Origin of the sequence: Rhodococcus aetherivorans, from assembly GCF_025722975.1 — a bacterium.
Taxonomy (GTDB): domain Bacteria; phylum Actinomycetota; class Actinomycetes; order Mycobacteriales; family Mycobacteriaceae; genus Rhodococcus; species Rhodococcus aetherivorans.
The window spans coordinates 3,350,689-3,374,018 of record NZ_CP106982.1; the positions used below are offsets into that span (position 1 = coordinate 3,350,689).

Here is a 23,330-nt window from a genome sequence, read left to right on the forward strand (position 1 = left end):
ATGGCCGCGCCGCCGCCCGCCGGTTCGATCCGCACCCTGCTGATCGACAACTACGACTCGTTCACCTACAACCTCTACAGCCTGCTTGCGGAGGTCAACGGTGTTGCGCCCACGGTCGTCAGCAACGACACCCCGTGGGAGTGCCTGGACCTGGACCGGTTCGACAACGTCGTCGTCTCCCCCGGGCCGGGGCGGCCCGACCGGGCCCGCGACTTCGGGATCAGCTCCCACGCCCTGCTCGACTCCGGTCTGCCGGTGCTCGGGGTGTGCCTGGGCCACCAGGGCCTGTGCAACCTGTTCGGCAGCGACGTGGTGCGCGCCCCGCAACCGGTGCACGGACGGCTCTCGCGGATCCGGCACACCGGCACCGGGTTGTTCGCCGGCATTCCCTCGCCGTTCGCGGCGGTGAGATACCACTCGCTGGTCGTCGACCGGGTGCCCGACGAGCTCGAGGCCGTCGCCTGGACCGAGGACGGGCTGCTCATGGGGGTCGCCCACCGGACCCGTCCGCTGTGGGGGGTGCAGTTCCACCCCGAATCGATCTGCACCGAGTACGGCCGCGAACTGCTGGCGAACTTCCGCGACGCGACCCCGGCCCGGCCCCACCCGCCGGAGCCGGCCCTACCGCCAGCGCCGACGGCCCCGCCCCCGGCGCTGGTGCTCGAGAGCCGCCGGATCGCACACAACCCGGACCCGCAGCGGGTGTTCGAAGCGTTGTTCGCCGAGGGCCCGCACAGCTTCTGGCTGGACGGCAGTGCCGCCACCGAGCCGAACTCGCGGTTCTCCATCCTCGGGGACGGATCGGGACCACGCGCCGAGTTCGTCACCTACAGCGTCGCCGAGACCCTGGTGCGCGAACAGCGGGCCGGGGAACCGGTCGCCGAGTTCCACACCACCTTCTTCGACCACGTCGACCGTCGCCTCGCCGAGCGCACGGTCGCCCGGCGGGACGACCTGCCGTTCGCGTTCGCTCTCGGGTACGTGGGCTACCTGGGGTACGAGCTCAAGGCCGACACCGGCGGCCAGCTGGTGCACACGTCCCCCATCGCGGACGCGGCGATGGTGTTCGCCGACCGCGCGGTCGTGCTCGACCACGAGGCGCGCTGCTGCTATCTGCTGGCGTTGAGCGAGCGGACCGGTGAGCCGGCCACGACCGCGTGGTTCGACGAGACCGCCGCGGTGCTCGAGTCCCTGCCGGAGTCCGCCACGGCGCCGGCCACGGCGCCGCTGGTGCGGGCGGAGCAGGATCCGCAGGTGCGGTTGCGGCACGAGCCGCAGCGGTACCTCGAGCTGATCGCCCAGTCGATCGCCGAGATCCGCAGCGGCGAGACGTACGAGGTGTGCCTGACCAATGCGGCGACCGTGGAGCGCAGCGTGGATCCGCTGCGTACCTACGAGACGCTGCGGGAACTCAGCCCGACCCCGTACAGCGCCCTGCTGCGCTTCCCGGAGGTGTCGGTGCTCAGCGCCTCGCCGGAGAGGTTCCTGCGGATCGGCCCGGACCGGGTGGTCGAGTCGAAGCCGATCAAGGGCACCCGGCCGCGCGGCACCACCGAGGACGCGGACCGGGCGTTGCGGCAGAGCCTGCTCGACAGCGAGAAGGACCGGTCGGAGAACCTGATGATCGTCGACCTGGTGCGCAACGACCTCTCGCGGGTGTGCGTACCCGGCTCGGTGCACGTGCCGAAGCTGTTCGACGTCGAGACGTACGCGGCCGTGCACCAACTGGTCTCCACGGTCCGGGGCACGTTGCGCCCGGATGCGACCGCGGTGGACTGCGTGCGGGCCGCGTTCCCGGGCGGGTCGATGACCGGGGCTCCGAAGCTGCGCACCATGGAGATCATCGACAAGCTCGAGGACGGCCCCCGCGGCGTGTATTCGGGGGCGCTGGGATATCTGTCCCCGACGGGGGCGGCGGATCTGTCGATCGTCATCCGCACCATGGTCGCCACCGAGCACGAGGTGGGGTTCGGAATCGGCGGCGCCATCGTCGCGTTGTCGGATCCGGCGGACGAGCTCGAGGAGACGATGGTCAAGGCGGTGGCGATGCGCCGCACCCTGTCGGTGAACGAGTCGCCCGAGGACGGCCCCCGCGCGTGAACGCCGCGGCCGGTCCCGTGGTCGTCGCCGGCGGTGCCGGCGCGGTCGGCCGGATGCTGGTCGAGGCGTTCCGTCGCGACGGCACCGCCGTGGTGGTGATCGACCCGGCCGCCGGCGACGACCCGGCCGCGCTGCGCGGCGATGTCACCGCCCCCACGGCGGCGATGCGGGACGCGGTCCGGGTCGCTCCGGCAGTGGTGCTGGCCCTGCCCGAGACCACCGCACTCGCCGCCGCCGCCCCGCTCGGTGCGCTGCTGTCGCCGGCCGCGGTGCTCGTCGAGACGCTGTCGGTGAAGTCGGCGTGGGCGCGGGCCGTGCGCGAGCCGGGGTGGTCCGCGCAGTGCGTGGGGCTGAACCCGATGTTCGCGCCGGCGCTGGGCATGGCCGGCCGGCCGGTGGCGGTGGTCGAGCACCGGCCCGGCCCGGCGGTCGAGTCGCTGGTCGGGGCGCTGGGCCGGTGGGGTGCGCAGGTGGTGCGGCTGACGGCGGACGAGCACGACCGGGTCGCGGCGGCCACCCAGGCCGCCACCCACGCGGCCGTTCTGGCGTTCGGGCTGGCGCTGGGCCGGCTCGACGTGTCCCCGTCGGTGGCGGGGGCGACGGCACCGCCGCCGCACGTGCTGCTGCGGGCGCTGCTCGCGCGGATCACCGCCGGCGCGCCCGAGGTGTATCTCGACGTGCAGGCCGGCAATCCGCACGCGGCCGCCGCCCGGGCGGCGCTGCGCGCCTCCCTCGACGAACTCGACGCAGTGGTCGGCGCCGGTTCGGTGGCCGGGTTCGCGGACCTGCTGGCCCGGGCCGGAACGCCGCTGGGCGCGGACGCCGACCGGTATCGGGAGCTGTGTGCGGGACTGTTCGCGGAGCTGACGCACGAGGAAACGGAGAGCCGCCATGGCCGAGCCTGATCTGTCCGGGGCGCGGGGCCCGCTGCTCGCGCCCGCGCTGCCCGACCACGATCCGCACGACGTCGTCGAGAGCGCCGTCGTGCGGGGCCTGGCGCGGTCATGGGGGCGGCGCGCCACGGTCAAGAAGCGCGAACCCGATCTCGACGAGCTGTTCGATCCGACCCGGCTGGACTTCCCGGACGAACTCGTGCCGTTCCACGCCCACCCCGCGTACCGTGCCCTGGACGAGGAGCGCCGGGCCCGGCTGCGGGGCTGGGGGTGGATCGCGTACAACAAGAACGTCATGGACATCGAGCAGTACGTGGTCAACCCCGGCTTCGCGCTGATCACGACGGACTTCTTCGAGGTCGGACCGTCGGACACCGTCACCGCGGGGGTGCTGCAGGCGATGGTCGACGAGCAGTACCACACCCTGATGCATCTCAACGCGAGCGCGGTGATCCGCCGGCGTCGCGGCTGGCGGATGCCCGAGTCGGCGCTGCCGCCGTGCCGGACCGTGCGCGAGCACCGCGCCGCCGTCGACGCGGCGCCGGATCCGCGGGCGCAGGCCCTGATCCGGCTGGCGTTCACCACCGTCGCGGAGACCTCCATCAGCGCGTTTCTCGGGTTGATGACCGAGGACGAGGATCTGCAGCCGGTCAACCGCACGACGGTGGCCCTGCACCGGCGCGACGAGCTCAGCCACGCCTCCCTCGCGGCCGAGCTGCTGAAGATGGTGTTCACCGATCTCGGGCCCGGCGACCGGGCGCAGCTGGTCGAGGCCCTGGCGGCGGGCATCGAGGCCTTCACCGGCAGCGATCTGGGAACCTGGGCGGCGATCGTGGAGGCGGAGCGCGTTCCGGGCGGGCGGGAGATGCTCGCGGACACCGCGGCGGCGCCGCATCCGCGGCGGGTGGTGCAGGACTGCAGCGCGATCCGCCGGTTGTGCGCCGACCTGGGTGTCGCCGACGATCTGTCCGTCACCTGGTAGAACGACCGAAACCGAACGAACGATTCGAACGTTCGCAAAGATGACCCATTCGTGACCTCCGAACGTTTGTTTCGAACGTTCGGAGGTGTTCGCCCTGGTAACCTGCGGTCGTGAGCGATGCAGCCTCGTCGGGCGGCACACCGATCGGGGAGACCCCGGCGACAGGCGGCCGCCGCAAGCAGTACGCCAACAGCGCCGAACGTGCGCGCGCCTGGCGCGAGCGTCAACGCCGGACCTCCGCCCCCGCCGGTGCCGCCCCCTCCCCGGATCCGGGGCCACCGGAGGCCGCGGCGGCCCGGATCGGCGCCGTGCCGGCAGCCCCCCGGGCGGCGGGGACGGGGGCGGTGGACTTCGAGGCGGCACGGCTGCGCACCGAACGCGACGAGGCGCTGCGGGCCGCGGCCGAGGCCTGGCAGCGCGTCGCCGAACTCGAGGCGGATCTGGCGATGGTGCGCGCCGAACTGGCCGACGAGCGGGCAACCCAGCTGCGCGAGGCGCGCGCGCACATCGCCGAGCTGCAGGTGCAGGTCGCCGAGCTGCGGCGCGAACGCGATCGTCGCACCGCGGACCCGGCCTGACGAACGTTCGGCGGTCCTGCTCGGTGCCGAACGATCGATTGCCCTAGTACCTCTTCTTCGAACGTTCGGCGCCGCCGGGTCCGGGACTTCCGGCCCTGTCGGGACCTCGTCGAGAGGAGTCGAATGGAGTCGGAACGACCTCCCCATCGATCCGACTCCCAGAGAGGAGCAGACATGTCCACTGTGCCAGCGCGCCGTCCCCGTTCGGTGTTCCCGGACCTGTCCGAGTTCTTCGACGCCTTCCCCTTCACCGGCCTGCGTCCCGCCCTCGGCGGCAACCTCATCCGCGTCGAGGACCGCGTCGAGAACGGCCGGTACGTCCTGCGGGCCGAACTGCCCGGGCTCGACCCCGAGAAGGACATCAACGTCTCGATCAACGCCGGGCAGCTCGAGATCACGGCCGAACGCACCGAGGAGAAGTCCGAGGGTGGACGCTCGGAGTTCCACTACGGCTCGTTCCGCCGTTCGGTGACCCTGCCCCCGGGTGCGAAGGACGACGACGTCGAGGCGTCCTACACCAAGGGCATCCTGACCGTGTCGATCGGTCTCGCCGAGCAGCAGGAGGCCGGGAAGAAGATCGAGGTCAAGAACGTCGAATGAGCCCCGGCACCCGGGAGGGGTGCACGCCCGTCGGCGTCCACCCCTCCCCCCGGCCGCTGCTCAGCGGCGCAGCAGACCGCGCAGCTTCGTCCACCGGTTGCGCACACCCCACACGGTGACCTTGATCAGGGCCTCCTGCACGATGCTGCCGCTCATCTTCGACTCGCCGATGATCCGCTCGGTGAAGGTGATCGGCACCTCGGCGACGGTGAACCCGGCCTGCACGGCCCGCCAGGCGAGGTCGACCTGGAAACAGTAGCCGTGCGAGGCGACCGCGGCGAGATCGAGCTTCTCGAGCACCTCGCGGCGGTAGGCGCGGTAGCCGCCGGTGATGTCGTGGATCCTCACCCCCAGCGCGAGCCGCGAGTAGATGTTGCCGCCGCGGGAGAGCACCTCCCGGTGCCACGGCCAGTTCACGACCGTGCCGCCGGGCACGTACCGCGAGCCCAGCACCAGGTCGGCGCCCGCGTCGATCCGCTCGAGCAGCAGGTGCAGTTGCTCGGGGGCGTGGCTGCCGTCGGCGTCCATCTCCACCAGCACGGTGTAGCCGCGCTCGAGTCCCCAACGGAACCCGGCGATGTACGCGGCGCCGAGACCGTTCTTCTCCGTGCGGTGCATCACGTGGATGCGGCCCTCGCTCGCGGTGGCGAGACGATCGGCCACGTCCCCGGTGCCGTCCGGGCTGCCGTCGTCGACGATCAGCACGTGCGTGTGCGGCAGCGCGGCGTGCAACCGGCCGACGATCAGGCCGATGTTGTCGCGTTCGTTGTACGTCGGAATGATCACCAGGGTCCGGGCGCTCGGCGCACTGTCGTTCCCGGCCGGCGTCGCCGCTGCCATCGAAGGTCCTTCCTGTCGAACCGGCCGTGGACCGGTCATCTCGCGGTGCCGGCTGCGGCCGGCACGGTGGTGCCCCGCCCGCGCGAGCGCACCAGCGCCACGCCGACGGCGGCGACGGCACCGACGCAGAGCACGAGCTCCGGAATCGGTCCGAGCCGAGTAGCCAGCGTAGCCGTCGTGCGTAGCGGCACCTGCGCCACCAGCACCTCGGGCACGAACAAGGCGCTGCGCTCGGTGACCGTACCGTCCGCCGCGACCATCGCGCTGACCCCGCTCGTGGCGGCCACCACCACGGCACGGCCGTGCTCGACGGCCCGCACCCGGGACATCGCCAGCTGCTGGTAGGTCATCTCCGTGTCGCCGAAGGTGGCGTTGTTGGTGGGCACGGCCAGCAGCTGCGCGCCGGCGCGCACCGAGTCCCGCAGCGCCCGGTCGAACGCCACCTCGTAGCAGGTGGCCACGCCGATCGGGATGCCGGCGGCGTGGACGGTGCCGTCGCCGTCGCCGGGTACGAAGTGCCCGGCCCGATCGGCGTAGTCGGAGAACAACCGGAAGAACGAGCGGTACGGCAGGTACTCGCCGAACGGCTGGATGATGCGTTTGTCGTGCCGCTCCCCCGGCCCGCCGGCCGCGTCCCACACGATCACCGAGTTGGTGGTGGTGCCGTCCCCGTTGACCAGCACGGCGCCCACCAGGATCGGGGCGCCGACCGCGGCCGCCGCGGCGCCGATGTCGGCGGCCGCGTCGCGGTTGCGCAGCGGGTCGATGTCGGAGGCGTTCTCCGGCCAGATCACCACGTCCGGGCGCGGCGCGGTGCCGGCCCGGACCCGGTCGGCCAGCTCCAGGGTGCGGGCCACGTGGTTGTTCAGCACGGCCTTGCGCTGGGCGTTGAAGTCCAGTCCCAGCCGCGGCACGCTGCCCTGGATCGCGGCGACGGTGACGATGCGTTCGCCCGACTCGGGGGCGGGCAGCGCCGGCCAGGTCGCCAGCGCGAGCAGCGGCGCGGCGACGGTCACCGCGGCGGCCCGCAGCAGCGGTGACCGCTCCCGGTGCCCGCGGGCGTAGCGCAGGCCGGCGCGGCCGCACGCCCACAGGCCGGTGCCGGTCAGCGCCACGGCGAACGACACCAGCGGCGCCCCGCCGACCGCGGCGAGACCGACCAGCGGCCCGTCCGGCTGCCCGAACGCGAGCCGGCCCCAGGGGAAGCCGCCGAAGGGCACGCTCGCCCTCAGGTATTCGGTCAGGCTCCAGCCGGCCGCGATCCACACCGGGGCACCGGGCAGGGCACGCACTTGCACCGCGATCACCCCGAACAGGCCGACGAACACGGATTCGGCGGCCGCGAGCGCCAGCCACGGCAGCGGGCCGACGTACTCGCCGATCCACGGCAGCAGCGGCACGAAGAACCCCAGGCCGGCGAGGTAGCCGTAGCCGAAGCCGGCACGGCGGCGCCGCGTCGGCGCCGCCAGGATCGTGGTGAGCAGCGCGATGCCCAGCGGCGCGAGGAACCACAGCGGACGCGGCGGGAAACTCGTGAACAACAGCAGCCCCGCCGCGACGGCGGCGACGCTGCGGGCCACCACCGGCCGGGCGGCGGCGCGCGGCCCGATCACCGTGCGTACACGACGCGGCCGCGGTGCACGCTGCGCAGCAGCACCGGGTCGGGCGTGCCCGGCTCGAGGTCCGGCAGCGGCGCCACCCGCGACCGCGGGTCGGTCGACCAGCGCTGCACGCTGTCCTTCGGGGCGCTGACCACGAGCTCGTCCGCCTCCCAGATCGCGTACGACGCGGGCGCGCCGGGGTCGAGGGTGCCGGCGACTCCGTCGCGCACCCCGCCGGCGCGCCACGCCCCGCGGGTCGCGGCGGCGAACGCGGCGCGGGGGGAGATTCCGCTGCCCGGGGTGCGGTGGTGCACGGCGGCGCGCAGCATCGGCCACGGCCGGGCCGCGGTGACCGGTGCATCGGAGCCGAAGGCGAGCGACATGCCGGTCGCGGCGAGCGGTGCGAACGGGTTGAGCCCGGCGGCGCGGTCGGCGCCGAGGCGGGTGGCGTACAGCCCGTCCGGCCCGCCCCACAGCGCGTCGAAGGCCGGTTGCATGCTGGCGATCACACCCCAGCCGCCGAGCCGGGCGGTCTGCTCGGCGGTGACCATCTCGAGGTGTTCGAGCCGGTGCCCGCGGGCCGCGACGGCCGGGCCGCCGAGCTCGGCGACGACGGCCGCGAACGCCTGCACCGCGGCGTCGACGGCGGCGTCGCCGATGACGTGGAAGCCGGCCTGGATGCCGGCTTCGGTGCAGGCCCGCAGGTGCGCGGCCATCTGCTCGACGGTGAGGTAGGCGGTGCCGCAGCAGTCGGGGCGGTCGGTGTAGGGCGCGGCGAGCCACGCGGTGTGCGACCCGAGGGCGCCGTCGACGAACAGGTCGCCGCCGAGGGCGTGGCCGCCGGTCGCGGCGAGGAGCGCGCGGGCCTGGTCGGCGGTGGTGACGGCCTCGCCCCAGTAGCCGCGGACCTGCACGGCGTGGTCGGTGGCGAGCAGTTCGGCGAAGTCGTCGCGGCCGGCGATGTCCGGGCCGCCGCACTCGTGGACGGCGACGATGCCGTGTGCCGCGTAGTCGTCGAGGGCGGCGGCGCGGGCGCGGGCCCGCTGGGCGGGGGTGAGCAGGGCGCGGGCGGCGGCGCGGACGGTGTGGTGCGCGGCCGCGGTGAGCGGACGCTGCGGGTGGTAGCCGTCGAGTCCGACGAGGTCGGTGGCGGCGCGCAGCGCGGTGGAGGCGGCCGCGGAGTGGGCGTCGACGCGGGTGAGGTAGACGGCGCGGCCCGGGGCGGCGGCGTCGAGGTCGTCGGTCGTCGGTGCGGTGGGGTCGGGCCAGCGGGTCTCGTCCCATCCGTGGCCCCAGACGAGGGCGTCGGCGTGCCGGGCGGCGTGGTCGCGCAGCCGGTGCAGCGCGTCCTCGCGGGAGGGGGTGCCGGACAGGTCGAGGCCGGTCAGGGCCAGGCCGTGCGCGGTGACGTGGACGTGGGTGTCGACGAACGCGGGTGCGACGAACGCGCCGTCGAGGTCGACGGTCTCGGCGTCCGGGTGCAGGGCGCGGCCGGGCCGGTCCTCCCCCACCCACACGACCTGCCCGTCGGTGACGGCCATCGAGGTGGCGTCGGGGGCGCTGGCGCTGTAGATGCGGCCGCCGACGAGAAGCTGGGTGCGGGGGGCTGGGGAACTCACGGCTACCCAGTGTGCCCCGTCAGGGCAGGTGCGGGCGCTGCGGGGGGTCGACGATCTCCCCCTCGAGCACGGTGCCCGCGCCGGGTGTCGCGGCGCCGAGGCGCGGGGTGCCGACGACGGTGTGCTCGACGACCTCGCCGTCGACGACCACGAGCCGTTCGCCGCGGAATCCGCCGCCGCGGGCGGCGGCCGCGGCCACCTTGCGGGCGGCGACGGCCCGGACGGCGGGCCGCAGCAGGGCCCGGGTCGGGGGCAGCAGCAGCAGAATTCCGGCGGCGCTGGTGACCGGGCCGGGCACGAGGACGAGGGCGGCACCGACACCGATCAGGGCGCCGTCCGTGAGGGCACGGTCGGCGGCGCCGGCGAATCCGGCACGGTCGGCGGCGGTGCTGCGGACGCGGCCCAGGTTCTGCAGGGCACGCCGGCCCTGCGCGCCGAGGACGAGGTAGCCGAGGACGCTCACCCCGAGGAACAGCAGGATCGTCGCGCCGATGCCCAGGGTGGAGCCGAGCCAGGCCAGCACCCCGATCTCGACGACGACGTAGGCCAGGAACAGCAGCGCGATCATGGGGTGATCCTCCCAGGCGCCGGGGGCGGCACGAATGCGGATGCGACGGTCACACCCGGTCAACGAACGGCGCGGCGGTTTTGCTCCCGACCGCTGTGATCGAATGGCCGCGTGGGTGCGGGCGACTGGGCGGTTCTGATGGTGGCGGCGACCGCCGCGGGGTGGGTCGACGCCGTCGTCGGTGGGGGTGGGCTGATCCTGTTGCCGGCACTGTTCGTCGTCGCCCCGCAACTGACGCCGGCGGCCGCGCTGGCGACGAACAAGCTCACCGCCATCTGCGGCACCGGCGCGGCGGTGGTGACGTTCGCCCGTCGGATCCGGCTGCAGTGGCCGGTCCTGGCTCCGGCGGCGGCGCTGGCCGCAGTCGCGGCCGCGGCGGGTGCGGCGACGGTCTCGCGGATCGACAGGGACCTGTTCATTCCGATCGTGATGGTGGTGCTGGTGGCGGTCGCGGTGTTCGTGACGCTGCGACCGCAGGTCGGCACGACGCTGGCGCACGAACGCCCGACGCTGCGGCGCACGGTGCTGGTGGTGCTGCTGGCGGCCGCGGTGATCGGTTTCTACGACGGGCTGCTCGGCCCCGGCACCGGCACGTTCCTGATCATCGCGTTCGCGACGCTGCTCGGCACCGAGTTCGTGCGCTCGGCGGCGATGGCGAAGGTGATCAATCTCGGGTCGAACCTCGGGGCGTTGGTGTACTTCGCGGCGACCGGGCACGTGTGGTGGTCCCTGGGGCTGGCGCTGGCGGTGTGCAACATCGCGGGCGCGGTGGCCGGGTCGCGGACGGCGCTGCGGCGCGGCTCGGGGTTCGTGCGGGTGGTGCTGCTGACCGTGGTGCTGGTGATGGTGGTGCGGCTGGGATGGCAGCAGTTCGGTTGAGCCGGCGCACGGGCCGCTACGGTGTTGCGGGTGAGCACCGTCGACGCCGACTTCCTCGCCCTGCCGCTGCGGGCGCTCGCGGACGCCGCGCTGTCCGTCGCCCGCGCTGCGGGCGCCTCCCACGCGGATCTGCGGGTGCATCGCGTGCACAGCCAGTCGTTGAGCCTGCGGGACGGCGCCGTGCAGGCGGCCGTCGACAGTGTCGACACGGGGCTGGCCGTGCGGGTGGTGGTCGACGGCACGTGGGGGTTCGCCTCGCACGCCGAGCTGAGTCCCGCCGTCGCGGCGGCGACCGCGGGGCAGGCGATCGAGGTGGCCCGGGCGTTGCGGGCGCTGAACCGGGAACGGGTCGAGCTCGCCGACGAACCGGTCTACCCGGACGCGGTGTGGGTGTCACCGTACGAGGTCGATCCGTTCACGGTGCCCACCGCGCAGAAGGTGGCGCGGCTGACGGACTTCTCGCGGCGGCTGCTCGACACCGACGGGGTCGATCACGTGACGGCGAGCTGTCTGCAGATCAAGGAGCAGACGTTCTACGCGGACCTGGCCGGCTCGACGATCACCCAGCAGCGGGTGCGGGTGGCACCGCAGCTCGAGGCCACCGCCGTCGACCGGCGCACCGGCGAGTTCGAGACGATGCGCACCCTCGCCCCGCCGGTGGGGCGGGGTTGGGAGTATCTGGCCGGCGACGCGCACTGGCACTGGAACGAGGAGCTGGAGCGGATCCCCGGCTGGCTGGCGGAGAAGGCGGCGGCCCCCAGCGTGCAGGCCGGGCCGACGGACCTGGTGATCGACCCCACCAACCTGTGGCTGACCCTCCACGAATCGGTCGGGCACGCAACGGAATACGATCGGGCCATCGGGTACGAGGCGGCCTATGCGGGCACCTCGTTCGCCACCCCGGACGGGCTCGGCACGCTGCGCTACGGCACCGACGTCATGCACGTGACGGCGGACCGCACCGTCGCGCACGGGCTCGCCAGCGTCGGCTGGGACGACGACGGGGTCGCCGCCCAGTCCTGGGACCTGGTGCGGGACGGGATCCTGGTGGGCTACCAGCTCGACCGGGTGTTCGCGCCGCGGCTGGGCCTGGGACGCTCGAACGGCTGCTCGTACGCCGACTCGGCGCATCACGTACCGCTCCAGCGGATGGCGAACGTGTCGCTGCAGCCGGACCCGTCGGCCGACACGACCACCGCCGACCTCATCGCCCGGGTCGACGACGGGATCTACGTCGTCGGTGACAAGTCCTGGTCGATCGACATGCAGCGCTACAACTTCCAGTTCACCGGTCAGCGGTTCTACCGGATCCGCGGCGGCGAACTCGCCGGGCAGGTGCGCGACGTGGCGTACCAGGCCACCACGACGGACTTCTGGGGGTCGCTCGAGGCGGTCGGCGGGCCGTCGACCTGGCAGCTCGGCGGCGCCGTGAACTGCGGCAAGGCCCAGCCCGGTCAGGTCGCCCCGGTCAGCCACGGCTGCCCGTCGGCGCTGCTGCGGTCGGTGAACGTGCTCAACACACGCGCGGAGGGCGGGCGATGATCGAGGCGCAGGAACTGCTCGAGCGGGCGCTGCGCTGCTCGACCGCCGACGAGACCATCGTGCTGGTCACCGACACCGGCGAGGCGTCGCTGCGGTGGGCCGGAAATTCGATGACCACCAACGGGATCTCGCGCTCGCGCAGCTGGACGGTGATCGCGGTGCAGCGCGGCGACACCCCCCGCGTCGGGGTGGTGACGTCGAGCAGCGTCGACCCGGCCGACATCGCCCCGACCGTGCGGGCGGCGGGGGCGGCGGCCGCGGCGGCGTCCCCGGCCGAGGACGCGATGCCGCTCGTCGGCGGCGACGGCGTGCCCGGCGACTGGGCCGACGCCGCGGCCGGGACGGACATCTCGGTGTTCGGGCGGCTCGTCGACGATCTCGCCGCGGGATTCGACGGCGCCGATCAGCTCTACGGCTTCGCCCACCACCGGGTGTCGACGACCTGGCTGGGCACCTCCAACGGGGTGCGGCGCCGGTTCACCGAGCCGGAAGGATCGGTGGAGATCAACGGCAAGCGGGGCGGGCTGAACGGGGCCAGCGCGTGGGCCGGGGCCGGCACCCGCGACTTCACCGACGTCGACACACCGTCCCTGCTCGCGGAGCTGTCGCGGCGGCTGGACTGGGCGCGCCGCACGGTCGACCTCCCGGCCGGGCGCTACGAGACGCTGCTGCCGCCGTCGGCGGTGGCGGACCTGATGATCTACCTGATGTGGTCGATGGAGGGCCGCGGCGCCGAGGAGGGGCACACCGCGCTGTCGCGGCCCGGCGGCACCCGCGTCGGCGAACGGCTCACCGCGCTGCCGTTGACCCTGTTCTCCGATCCGGCCGCCCCCGGCCTGGAGTACGCGCCGTTCGTCGCGGCCACCGCCTCGTCGAACTCGGTGTCGGTGTTCGACAACGGGATGGACGCCGGGCGGGTCGACTGGGTGCGCGGGGGCGCGGTGCACGCGCTGGCGTACCCGCGGGCCGCGGCCGCCGAGTTCGGGGCGCCGGTGGCGGCGCCCGGGGAGAACCTGGTGCTGACCGGCGGCGGCGCGGCCGACGTGGACGAGATGGTGGCCCGCACCGAGCGGGGACTGTTGCTGACGACGCTGTGGTACATCCGGGAGGTCGACCCGGCGACGTTGCTGCTGACCGGTCTGACCCGCGACGGCGTGTACCTGGTCGAGGACGGTGCGGTGACGGCGGAGGTGAACAACTTCCGGTTCAACGAGAGCCCGCTGGATCTGCTGCGGCGCACCACCGAGGCGGGCCGCACGGAGCGGACCCTGCCGCGGGAATGGAAGGACTGGTTCACCCGCACCGCGATGCCGCCGCTGCGGGTCCCCGACTTCCACATGTCGTCGGTCAGCCGCGCTCGCTGAGCCCGGCGCTCAGGGCAGGGCGCGGTGGAACCGGGCCGGGCTGCCGACCTACGGGCTCGACGTAGTGTCCCCCGAAAATCGGGCGGATTTGGGCGAGAAGGCTCGTTCGATGTGGTCACCGCCGGATCCGACAAGTTCTTCGATGGAGTGGCTGTGTCACGGCCCTATCGGTTGGTGCGCAGCCAGACTGCGGTGTCCGGTGGCAGAGAACGGGCATCGGTCAGGGCGGCGGAGGCGAGCAGGACGGTTGCGTCCGGGTCGATCGCAACCGGTTGACGGGACAGGTTCACGACGCACCGAAACGTCGGTCCGCGGTCGAAGACGAGGGCATCGGTGGCCGACGGCTGCCAGCCGAAAGAGTCATCGCGCAGGGCGGGCAGTGTGCGTCGGAGTCGTAGTGCGGTGCGGTAGAGGGTGAGCATCGAATCGGGGTCGTCGGATTCGGCGGCGACGGTCTTCGACTTCCAGTTGTCGGGTTGGGGTAGCCACGGCTGGACGTGGTCGGCGGCGAACCCGAAGGGTGGGTGGTCACCGCTCCAGGGCAGCGGGACCCGGCATCCGTCGCGGCCGCGGATGGTGTGCCCGGACCGTTCCCAGGTCGGGTCCTGCAGCAGTTCCGCAGGGAGGTCGGTGACTTCCTCGAGGCCGAGTTCTTCGCCCTGGTAGAGGTAGGCACCGCCGGGCAGGGCGAGCATGAGCAGGGCCGCCGCGCGGGCGCGGCGGGTGCCGAGGGTGAGATCGGAGTCGGTGGCGGCGGTCAGGGTCATCGGCAGTGTGCTGGTTTCGGCGCGCCCGAATCGGGTGAGGTGGCGGGTCTCGTCGTGGCTCGAGAGCACCCAGGTGGTCGGCGCACCGACCTCGCGGAGCGCCTCGCGGCTGCGGTCGATGGCCTCGCGCAGTGCTGCCGGGTCCCAGCCGGCTCTGGGGAAGTCGAAGTTGAAGGCGGTGTGCAACTCGCCGGGACGCACGTAGCGGGCCAGACGTTCGGGGCTGCGGACGATCGCCTCGGCGACGAACATGCGGTCGGGGCCGTATTCGTCGGCGATGGTGCGAAACTCGCGCAGGATGTCGTGAAGTTCGTCGACATCCCAGTGCGGATTGTCGACCCACGTGCTGGATTCGAACCGGGCTCCCGGTGCGTGGCCGGCATCCGGCAGTCCGGGAACCTTGGCCATCGCCGACACGGCGTCGATGCGTATGCCGTCGACGCCGCGGTCGAACCAGAAGCGCAGAACGTCAGCAAATTCGGTGCGGACCTCGGGGTTGGTCCAGTCGAGGTCGGGTTGTTCGGGTGCGAACAAGTGCAGATACCACTGGCCGGCTTGTCCGTCCTCTCGGGTGGTGCGGGTCCAGGCCGGTCCGCCGAATGCGCTGATCCAGTCGTTCGGCGGGAGTTCGCCCGTGTCGCCGCGGCCGGCGCGGAAGAAGTACCTGGCGCGCTCCCGCGAACCGGGGGCGCTGCGCAACGCCTCCCGAAACCAGGGGTGGGTGTCGGACGTGTGGTTGGCGGGCAGGTCGATGATGATGCGGAGTCCGGCAGCGTGGGCGGCGGCCAGCAGGGTGTCCGCGTCGTCGAGAGTGCCGAAGAGGGGGTCGATGTCGCGGAAGTCGGCGACGTCGTAGCCGCCGTCCGCCATCGGTGACGGATACCAGGGGGTGATCCAGATTGCGTCGACGCCGAGGTCGACGAGGTACGGCAGGCGCTCGGCGAGCCCTGCGAGGTCGCCGATGCCGTCGCCGGTGCCGTCGGCGAAGCTGCGCAGATACACCTGGTAGATGACAGCGTCGTGCCACCACTGTCGTGATGTGGGCATGGTTTCCCCTGCGGGTGGTGTGGGCGTGGTGGTGGTGTGGGCGGGCACGGTCAGCCCTTGACGGCGCCGGCGATCATCGCCTTGACGAAGTGGCGCTGGAACAGCAGGAACACCACGATGGTCGGGGCCATGATCAGCAGGGATCCGGCGTTGAGAAGGACGACGTCGGTCGAGTATTGGCCGACGAAGTTCTGCAGTGCGCCCGCCATGGTCCGCTTACCGGGGTCGTCGATGAGGACGATGGCCTGCAGGAAGGTGTTCCAGGTCCACAGGAACAGCAGCAGACACAGCGAGGCCAGCGCCGGGACCGCGAGCGGGATCTGGATGTGACGGAACGCCTGCCAGGGGCCCGCCCCGTCCAGGGCCGCAGCCTCGGTGAGCTCTTTCGGCATGGACAGGAAATGGGCTCGCATCCAGAAGACGGCGAAGGGCGTGAACGTGCCGATGAGAACCAGGATGAGTCCGAGGCGGGTGTTGAGCAGGTTCATCTCGCGCAGCTGGTAGTAGAGCGGCACGATCGTCGCCTCCTTCGGGAGAGTCAACCCCAGCAGCAGGAGCAGGAAGACGACGGTGCCTCCGGGCACGTGCAGCTGCCCGAGCCCGTAACCGGCCATCGCAGCGAACAGCGCTGCGACGGGGACGACGCCGGCGACGAGGATGATGCTCGAGACCATCAGCGGTGTCACCTCCGCGACGCGCCAGGCGTCGAGGAAGTTGTGCCAGTGCGGGTTCGACGGCCACGACAGCCCGAGCGGGACGGTGCCCTGCGGTTGCAGTGCCGCCGACAGCATGCTGAGCAACGGCAGGATCGAGAAGATCATGGTGCCGAGCAGCAGGACGAGTCCGGGAATCCGTTGGCGAGCGGAGGTTTTCATGATCATTTCTCTCTGAAGAAGCGCTGGATCGGCAGGATGACCATCAGGATCAGGCCGGTGAGGACGACAGCGAGGGCGCTGGCGAGACCGACCCGGGATTCGGTGAAGCCGAGTTGATAGATCAGGACGCCGGGCACGGTGGTCGCGTAGCCGGGTCCGCCCTGGGTGGACATGAACACGATGTCGAAGCTGGCGAGGGCGGCGATGATGGTGACGGTGACGCAGACCCCGATCTCGGCCCGCAGGGCTGGAACGGTGACGTATCGGAAGGTGCTGAGGAAGCTGGCGCCGTCGAGCCGGGCGGCCTCGTAGATCGAGATGTCGATCTTCCCGATGCCGGCCATCAGCAGGATGGTGCAGAATCCGAGGCCGAGCCAGGTGCCGATGACGCCGACGGCGGGCAGGGCCCAGTCGAAGTCGCCGAGCCAGGAGCGGGTGAGCCCGCCCAGGCCGACGGCCGAGAGCAGTTGGTTCACGGTGCCGTTGGTCGAGAACATCCACACCCACGCGACCGCCGCGGCCGCGCCGGGAATGATCTGCGGTAGGAACAGCAGGGTGCGGGTGAGGGTTCCGAGGCCGCGTATGCGGATCTCCTGGAGCAGGGCAGCGACGAGAAGGCCGCCGATCACCGGGAGGACGGTGAAGAACAGGATGAGGAAGAACGCGTGCCCGATCGAGGACAGCAGCTGCGGGTCGGTGAGCACGCGGCGGTAGTTGCCGAGCCCCACCCAGCTGCCGACGGAGATGCCGTCCCAGTTGTAGAGGGAGTACCAGAGGGTGCTCAGCAGCGGCCGGAGGACGAAGACGGTGTACACCGCCGCGGCGGGCAGGACGAACAGCCATCCGGTCAGGGCCCGTTTGGCGCGGTGGCCCCGCCCCGGCCGGGTTGCGACGCGATGCGGGAACGCCCGGGTGGGGGATGTCTGGGGGGCGTGTGCGGTGGAGGTCATCTCAGGAGGTCCTGCTCGTATGCGGATTGGACGGCGGCCATCATCTCGCCGGGCGTGGTTCGGCCGGCGACGAGCATCTGGACCTGCGGTAGCCAGGTGCCGGACATGCCGTTGGTGGCGTTCTGGACGAATTGGACCTGGCCGTCGGCGGCGACCAGTATGTCGAAGGCCGCCTGGATCTGGGCGCCCAGCGATCCGGGTGCGGTGGCCGGGACCGGGCCGGTACCGGACGGGGCGAAGCCGGCGTCGACCACGACCTGCCGGCCCGCGTCGGAGCGGAGGAAGTCCAGGAAGGCTGCGGCGGCGTTCTTGTCGTCCGACCCCGAGGGTATTGCGAAGTTCGACACCGGGTCGGACATGGCGAGCACGGGTGACCCGGCGGGCGCGGGTGGAAGGGTGAAGCCGACGTTCTCGCCCATCTTGGCCTGTAGGGTCGCGGCATCCCAGTTCCCGGAGACATAGAACAGGGCCTCGCCCGCAGCGAACCGTCCGGCGGCGGCGGTGGCGTCGGTGCCGTTGGTGTCCGCGGGGAAGTAGCCCTTCGCTGCCCAGCCGGCCACCACCGCGGCCGCGTCGACCGCGGCGGAGGTGTCGAGGGTGGCGCCGGGCGCGTTGAAGACCCAGCCGTTGACCGCGTCCGGGCCGAGGGCGGTGTTCAGCATCATCTGGACCAGGAAGGTGACCTGCGCGCTCTTGTTGCCGGCCATGATCGGGATCAGTCCGGCAGTTTTCGCCGACGCCAGGGCCTGCTCGAATTCCGCGACGGTGGTGGGCGGCTCGACCATCCCGATCCGGTTCGCAAGCTCCTTGTTGTAGTAGAGCCCGGTCACCGTGAACCCGCTGGCCATCGTGTACTGCGGGCCGGTGCCGCGGATTCCGTTCGCATCGACCCGGTACATGGCACTCTGCCCCGGCGGAAGCGTGTTCCAGCCGTAGGCGTCGGCCCACGGATCGAGGGCCGTGAGCTGGTGGTTGGCTACCGCGGCGGGCAGCGCGATGATCCGCGCGATGTCCGGCGGATTCTCCGACGCGAGCACCCGGGGGGCGTTGACGGCCTGCACCTCGTCCGGGTCGTAGCGCGGGGTGATGGTCACGTTCGGATGGCGCTCGGTGAACGCCGCGATCAGGGCCTCGTCGATCTTCTTCAACCCCGCACCGTCGTACAGGGTCAACTCGATCGGGTCGGTGCCGAGATCGATGTTCACCGGCACCGGGTCGGTCGGGACGGTCGCGGTGTTACCGCTGCCCGGCGGCGCGCACGCCACCACCGTCTGCAGGACCGCGGCGCCTGCGAGGGCGGCGAATCTGCGTGCCCGCCGGGCCGGGGTCGAGTGGTGTGAGTCCATAACTCCTCCGCGTTGAGATGCGCATCACATTTCGGAAGCGCTTCCGAAGCGTATGTCGGAAGCGCTTCCGAAATCAAGGTCGATCGGTCTACCATCGGGCTTGTGTCCAATCGACCTGCAGCGTTGAGCCTCAGCGACGTCGCCCGGGAGGCCGGGGTCTCACTGACGACGGCTTCACGCGCCCTCAACGACTCGTACGGTGTGTCCGCGGCGACGAAGGCGAAGGTCCTCGCCACCGCCCGCCGTCTCGACTACGTCGTCTCCCCGGATGCGGTCCGCCTCGCCGGCGGCCCGACACGACGGGTGGCGCTGGCCGTCCCCCACATCGAGCGCTGGTTCTTCGGCGAGATGGTGAGCGGCATCGAAACGGTGCTCTCCGCGGCCCACTTCGACCTGTTGCTGTACCAGGTCGGCGGCCCCGACGACCGCCACGACTTCTTCACCCGGCTGCCCGCCCGCCGGAAGGTCGACGCCGTCGTGGTGGTCGCATTCCCGGTCGACCAGCACGAGCAGGAACGGCTCGCCCTGATGGGCGTCAGCATCATCGCCGCCGGCGGGCAGAACGCCGACTACCCCTACGTCTGCATCGACGACTATCGTGCCGGCCGCCTGGCCGTCGACCACCTCCTGGAACTGGGCCACCGGCGCATCGCCATGATCGCCGCCCACGACCCGGACCAGCCGGGCTGGCCGGCCCGCCCGGGCCGCTCGGCGGCGTACGTCGACGCCCTGACCGAGGCCGGGATCGCGGTCGATCACGCTCTCATCCGCGACGTCGACTGGGGCGGCCTCAACGCCGCATCGGCGATGGCCGACATTCTCGACGCGGCCCCGGAGCGCGCCCCGACGGCTGTGTTCGCGCACAGCGACGAACTCGCCCTCGGCGCGATCAGAACCCTGCGCCGCCGGGGCCTGCGGATACCCGACGACGTCTCCGTGGTCGGGATCGACGATCACCCCCTCGCCGCACTCACCGACCTGACCACGGTGCACCAATCCGTCCGCGAGCAGGGCGAGATCGCCGCCCGCCTGGTCCTCGAAACGCTGAATCCCAGCCCCACCGCGGACGGCGGCGTACCCACCGCCGTCACGGCCCCGGTGACACTCACCGTCCGCGCCAGCACCGGACCGGCGCCGGACCGAAGGCGGCCGACAGCGGCGACCGCAGACGACTCTCCGTGCTGAGAGCACGACGGTCGCGCCCCGATTGCCGAACACCCCAGGAGACCTGATGCGCCTCGCCCTTCCCGACCACTGGGTCTGGGACAGTTGGATGACCGACGACGGCACCGACTACCACCTGTTCTTCCTCCGCGCCTCGCGCGCCCTGCAGGACCGCGAACGCCGCCACTACCGTGCGGCCATCGGACACGCGACCTCGCGGGACGGCGAGCAATGGACCCTGACCGCCGACGCAGTGGCGGCCTCCGACGCCCCGGCGTTCGACGACCTCGCGACCTGGACCGGCTCCGTCGTCCGCGACACCGGCGGACGCTGGAGCATGTTCTACACCGGCGTGAGCCGGGCCGAGAACGGCCTCGTACAACGCATCGGCCGCGCAACCTCCTCGGACCTGGTCACCTGGACCAAGGACCCCGACCTCGTCCTCGAGGCCGACGGCCGCTGGTACGAACGCCTCGGCGAGGGCACCTGGCCGGACGAAGCCTGGCGCGACCCCTACGTCTTCGAACACGCCGGTCGGTGGCACATGCTGATCACCGCCCGCGCCAACTCCGGCGATCCCGAGGGCCGCGCCGTCGTCGGCCACGCCACCAGCAAGGACCTGAGCCACTGGCACATCCACCCCCCACTCTCGACGCCCGCCGGATTCGGCGAGATGGAAGTCCTGCAGGCACACACCGTCAACGGGAAACCGGTCCTGGTGTTCTCCTGCGCGCCCAAGAACACCAGCGTTCACGCCGGGCACCAAGCGGGGACCTGGATCGCCGAAGGACAGTCCCCGCTCGGGCCGTGGAAGATCACCGAGGCGGCGAACATCGACACCGCCGACCTGTACGCGGTGCAGATGCGGCGGACACGGGACGGCAACTGGACGACGTGGGGCTTCGACAACGGCGACGGACCGCAATTCGGCACCATCTCCTCCTCGAGTTACGTGCCGTTCACCGGTACCGACAGTTCGACCACGACGCCCTGACAGCACCGATACCCACACCACTCACCTCACTCGGATCGTCCGGCACGTTCCTGCCGGTGGAGGGACTCTCTTTTCTCATGGCAACCATCACGTACGACCACGCGACCCGACTGTTCCCCGGTTCGGACTGCCCCGCGGTGGACCAACTCGACCTACACATCGAGGACGGCGAATTCCTCGTCCTGGTCGGCCCGTCCGGCTGCGGTAAGTCGACGTCGCTGCGCATGCTCGCCGGCCTCGAGGACGTCGACGGCGGTCGCATCACCATCGGCGGCCGCGACGTCACGCACGCCGAACCCAAGGAACGCGACATCGCGATGGTGTTCCAGAACTACGCCCTCTACCCGCACATGAGCGTCGCGGAGAACATGGGCTTCGCGCTCAAACTCGCCGGTACCGACAAGTCCGAGATCCGCCGCCGCGTCGCCGAGGCCGCCGACATGCTCGACCTCGGCGCGTATCTGGACCGCAAGCCGAAGGCGTTGTCGGGGGGCCAGCGGCAGCGAGTTGCCATGGGCCGCGCCATCGTCCGCCAGCCTCAGGTGTTCCTCATGGACGAGCCGCTGTCGAATCTCGACGCGAAGCTGCGGGTGCAGACCCGGACGCAGATCGCCCAGTTGCAGCGCCACCTGGGCACGACCACCGTCTACGTCACGCACGACCAGGTCGAGGCGATGACGATGGGCGACCGGGTCGCCGTCCTCCAGGGCGGGGTGCTGCAGCAGTGCGCGTCACCGCGCGAGCTCTACCACCGGCCCGCGAACGTCTTCGTCGCCGGATTCATGGGTTCACCGTCGATGAACCTGTTCACCGTGCCCGTCACCGACGGCGGAATCCGCTTCGGCGGGCAGGTGATTCCGGTGCCGCGGGACACCCTGGCGGCCGCCGGCCGGGAGGTTGTCTTCGGGATCCGGCCCGAGCACGTCGAGATCGCCGACCCCGGCGGACTGAAACTCGAGGTCGACGTGGTCGAAGAACTCGGCTCGGAAGCGTTCATCTTCGGACGCACTCAGGTGGGCGGACGGCACGAGCCAATGGTGGCCAGGGTCCACTGGCGAAATCCACCGGAGAAAGGCCAGGTCGTGCACGTCCGCATCGACCCGTCGCACGCCCACGTCTTCGCCACCACCCCCGGCGGCGCCCGGCTACCGCACTAGCAGCACAGCTGTCGAAGGCTTCGTGCCTCGCACCCCGGACCGCCGGCATCGGATGTGCGTCGACGCGCTCTCAGCTGTGCGGCATCGCAGCGCTCCCGTCACCCGCCGTGCCCGGGGGCCGGGGTGCCCGTCTCCGGAGCGGTGGCGCCCGCGTCGACGGCGCAGGCGATGCCGACGGTGCCGGCGCGGCCGCGGCGCAGCACGCTGCCCTTGACCGTGAGCCACCCGAGGATCCCGTATCTGCGCGCGATCACGGCCCGCGCCCGCTCGGTGCCGGCGGCATCGAGCACGGTGGCGGTGCCGGGGACCGCGTCGCTGCGCGGGTTGCCGCGCACGTCGCACACCGCGAGGGTGATCCGCGGATCGCGGCGCAGCCGCTTGACCTTGTAGGAGTCGGTGACGGTCCACACCAGCAGCCGGTCGGCGTCGGCGGCCGCCCACACCGCGGTCGGCACCGGGGTGCCGTCCTTGCGGAACGTGGTCAGCAGCACGTACTTCGCGGCGGCGAGGTCGGCGAAGGTCGGGGTCATGGGGCACACCCTACGGAAAACCGCGCCGCCGGCGCGCCGACCGGCGCCGTCTAGCCTGGAGGGCATGCCGCATGCCCATGATCCCGCCGTGGCCGACCTGGTCGAGGTACCCCTCCCGGGGGGCCGGCTGACCGCGGCGCAGCTGCAGGTCCTCGCCGAACTCGCCCACGAGCACGCCGGGGGCACCCTCGTCCTCACCGCCGGCGGCCTCGGGATGCGCGGGGACCGCACCGAGCTCACCGCGCGGCTGACCGGTCACGGCTTCGACCTGCCCGGCGAGCACCGGCACCGCCTGCTCGTCTCGCCGCTGTCCGGTCGCATCGGCGGGCACGTGGACGTGTGGGAGACGCTGGCCGGGGTGCAGGACCGCCTCGACGGGACCGTACCGGACCGCGAGATCGTCGTCGGGATCGACGACGGCACCGGCGACATCGCGGCCCTGGCCCCCGAGGTGGGGGCGTTGGCGTTGCCCGACGGGCGGTGGGCGCTGCTGCTCGACGGCACCGACTCGGGGGTGCGTCTGCCCCCCGGCGACGTCGTCGAGGCGCTGGTCGCGGCGGCGCAGCGGCCCCGCCGCGCCGGCGTCGCCGCGACCCTCGCGGCCCTGGGCCTGGAGCCGTCGGAGCCGGCGGCGCCGCACCCGCCGGCCCCGGCCCGGCCCGTGGGATGGCTCGACCAGCCCGACGGGGCGGTCACCCTCGGCGGCGGTCTGCCCGGGGCGGTGCTGCCGGCGCGGATGGCGGAGTTCCTCGCGGCCGTGGACCGCCCCCTGGTGGTGACGCCGTGGCCGGTGCTGTTGCTGTGCGACCTCGACGAGTGGGCCGCCGAACAGGTGGTGCGGGTGCTCGCCCCGATGGGGCTGATCTTCGACGCCGACTCCCCCGCCCTGCGCTGATCCGCGCCGCGGCCGCCGCATTCCGGGGTCGCCGCATTC

General features: G+C 72.2%; 21 protein-coding genes. 12 read left to right on the forward strand and 9 right to left on the reverse strand.

All coding sequences use genetic code 11. From position 1 onward, the window contains the following. From pabB to OCS65_RS15050, 5 genes are all read left to right on the forward strand, one after another. Window positions 1–2,100 carry an aminodeoxychorismate synthase component I gene (pabB, locus tag OCS65_RS15030; protein WP_029543800.1) on the forward strand — a complete coding sequence of 700 codons (2,100 nt, stop codon included), beginning with the start codon at window positions 1–3 and terminating at the stop codon, window positions 2,098–2,100. 53 nt (window positions 2,101–2,153) lie between these two features. After that, the gene (locus tag OCS65_RS15035; protein WP_206531384.1) at window positions 2,154–3,005 is read left to right on the forward strand and encodes a prephenate dehydrogenase/arogenate dehydrogenase family protein; all 852 of its coding nucleotides are present in this window, start codon (window positions 2,154–2,156) and stop codon (window positions 3,003–3,005) included. Then, a complete protein-coding gene (locus OCS65_RS15040; RefSeq protein ID WP_029543796.1) occupies window positions 2,992–3,975 on the forward strand; it encodes an AurF N-oxygenase family protein in 984 nt (327 codons plus the stop codon). The genes OCS65_RS15035 and OCS65_RS15040 overlap by 14 nt, the downstream gene beginning before the upstream one ends. A gap of 110 nt (window positions 3,976–4,085) precedes the next feature. Next, the gene (locus OCS65_RS15045) at window positions 4,086–4,553 is read left to right on the forward strand and encodes a hypothetical protein (protein WP_263507205.1); all 468 of its coding nucleotides are present in this window, start codon (window positions 4,086–4,088) and stop codon (window positions 4,551–4,553) included. Window positions 4,554–4,727: 174 nt separating this feature from the next. Next, the gene (locus tag OCS65_RS15050; RefSeq protein ID WP_006942502.1) at window positions 4,728–5,153 is read left to right on the forward strand and encodes an Hsp20/alpha crystallin family protein; all 426 of its coding nucleotides are present in this window, start codon (window positions 4,728–4,730) and stop codon (window positions 5,151–5,153) included. A 60-nt stretch (window positions 5,154–5,213) separates the two neighbouring features. On the opposite strand, the gene OCS65_RS15055 is transcribed toward OCS65_RS15050, so the two are convergent. From OCS65_RS15055 to OCS65_RS15070, 4 genes are read right to left on the reverse strand one after another with little or no spacing between them, the layout of a single operon-like run. Further along, a complete protein-coding gene (locus tag OCS65_RS15055) occupies window positions 5,214–5,993 on the reverse strand; it encodes a polyprenol monophosphomannose synthase (protein ID WP_006942500.1) in 780 nt (259 codons plus the stop codon). A gap of 35 nt (window positions 5,994–6,028) precedes the next feature. Continuing rightward, the gene (lnt, locus tag OCS65_RS15060) at window positions 6,029–7,606 is read right to left on the reverse strand and encodes an apolipoprotein N-acyltransferase (RefSeq protein WP_050035276.1); all 1,578 of its coding nucleotides are present in this window, start codon (window positions 7,604–7,606) and stop codon (window positions 6,029–6,031) included. Next, entirely contained in the window at window positions 7,603–9,213 is a 1,611-nt protein-coding gene (locus OCS65_RS15065; RefSeq protein WP_050035275.1) for an amidohydrolase, read from the reverse strand. The genes lnt and OCS65_RS15065 overlap by 4 nt, the downstream gene beginning before the upstream one ends. A gap of 19 nt (window positions 9,214–9,232) precedes the next feature. Beyond that, window positions 9,233–9,781 (reverse strand): FxsA family protein, encoded by a 549-nt coding sequence (locus tag OCS65_RS15070; protein ID WP_006942494.1) that lies wholly within the window; start codon window positions 9,779–9,781, stop codon window positions 9,233–9,235. 111 nt (window positions 9,782–9,892) lie between these two features. Between OCS65_RS15070 and OCS65_RS15075 the strand changes: the two genes are divergently transcribed. Genes OCS65_RS15075 through OCS65_RS15085 form a run of 3 tightly spaced genes read left to right on the forward strand, consistent with a single transcriptional unit; the run spans window position 9,893 to window position 13,566 of the window. Beyond that, the gene (locus tag OCS65_RS15075) at window positions 9,893–10,660 is read left to right on the forward strand and encodes a TSUP family transporter (RefSeq protein WP_161994704.1); all 768 of its coding nucleotides are present in this window, start codon (window positions 9,893–9,895) and stop codon (window positions 10,658–10,660) included. Between the two features lie 30 nt (window positions 10,661–10,690). Then, window positions 10,691–12,202, forward strand: coding sequence for a TldD/PmbA family protein (locus tag OCS65_RS15080; protein WP_168579668.1), 1,512 nt, complete (start codon window positions 10,691–10,693; stop codon window positions 12,200–12,202). Next, window positions 12,199–13,566, forward strand: coding sequence for a metallopeptidase TldD-related protein (locus OCS65_RS15085; protein WP_050035272.1), 1,368 nt, complete (start codon window positions 12,199–12,201; stop codon window positions 13,564–13,566). Before OCS65_RS15080 ends, OCS65_RS15085 begins: the two co-directional genes overlap by 4 nt. A 164-nt stretch (window positions 13,567–13,730) precedes the next feature. Here the strand turns inward: OCS65_RS15085 and OCS65_RS15090 are convergent, their stop codons facing one another. From OCS65_RS15090 to OCS65_RS15105, 4 genes are read right to left on the reverse strand one after another with little or no spacing between them, the layout of a single operon-like run. Continuing rightward, entirely contained in the window at window positions 13,731–15,380 is a 1,650-nt protein-coding gene (locus OCS65_RS15090; protein WP_006945752.1) for a glycoside hydrolase family 13 protein, read from the reverse strand. 50 nt (window positions 15,381–15,430) lie between these two features. Beyond that, window positions 15,431–16,255 carry a carbohydrate ABC transporter permease gene (locus OCS65_RS15095; protein ID WP_029543784.1) on the reverse strand — a complete coding sequence of 275 codons (825 nt, stop codon included), beginning with the start codon at window positions 16,253–16,255 and terminating at the stop codon, window positions 15,431–15,433. 2 nt (window positions 16,256–16,257) lie between these two features. Continuing rightward, window positions 16,258–17,205: a carbohydrate ABC transporter permease gene (locus tag OCS65_RS15100; protein ID WP_050035269.1), complete on the reverse strand. Its 948-nt coding sequence runs from the start codon at window positions 17,203–17,205 to the stop codon at window positions 16,258–16,260. After that, window positions 17,202–18,551, reverse strand: a complete 1,350-nt coding sequence (locus OCS65_RS15105) for an ABC transporter substrate-binding protein (protein WP_263507210.1) — start codon at window positions 18,549–18,551, stop codon at window positions 17,202–17,204. Before OCS65_RS15105 ends, OCS65_RS15100 begins: the two co-directional genes overlap by 4 nt. 102 nt (window positions 18,552–18,653) lie before the next feature. On the opposite strand from OCS65_RS15105, the gene OCS65_RS15110 reads away from it, so the two are divergent. The 3 genes from OCS65_RS15110 to OCS65_RS15120 all read left to right on the forward strand — a co-directional run bounded on the left by OCS65_RS15110 (window position 18,654) and on the right by OCS65_RS15120 (window position 21,866). Further along, window positions 18,654–19,736, forward strand: coding sequence for a LacI family DNA-binding transcriptional regulator (locus OCS65_RS15110; protein ID WP_231772819.1), 1,083 nt, complete (start codon window positions 18,654–18,656; stop codon window positions 19,734–19,736). 22 nt (window positions 19,737–19,758) lie between these two features. Beyond that, window positions 19,759–20,709, forward strand: a complete 951-nt coding sequence (locus tag OCS65_RS15115) for a glycoside hydrolase family 68 protein (RefSeq protein WP_476727112.1) — start codon at window positions 19,759–19,761, stop codon at window positions 20,707–20,709. Between the two features lie 77 nt (window positions 20,710–20,786). After that, a complete protein-coding gene (locus OCS65_RS15120) occupies window positions 20,787–21,866 on the forward strand; it encodes an ABC transporter ATP-binding protein (RefSeq protein WP_263507212.1) in 1,080 nt (359 codons plus the stop codon). Window positions 21,867–21,964: 98 nt separating this feature from the next. On the opposite strand, the gene OCS65_RS15125 is transcribed toward OCS65_RS15120, so the two are convergent. After that, on the reverse strand, window positions 21,965–22,396 hold the full coding sequence (locus tag OCS65_RS15125) for a PPOX class F420-dependent oxidoreductase (protein ID WP_006945761.1): 432 nt from the start codon (window positions 22,394–22,396) through the stop codon (window positions 21,965–21,967). 64 nt (window positions 22,397–22,460) lie between these two features. Here OCS65_RS15125 and OCS65_RS15130 point away from each other — a divergent pair, with 64 nt between their 5' ends. Beyond that, a complete protein-coding gene (locus OCS65_RS15130) occupies window positions 22,461–23,291 on the forward strand; it encodes a cobalamin biosynthesis protein CobG (protein ID WP_006945762.1) in 831 nt (276 codons plus the stop codon). The last annotated feature ends 39 nt before the right edge of the window (window positions 23,292–23,330 follow it).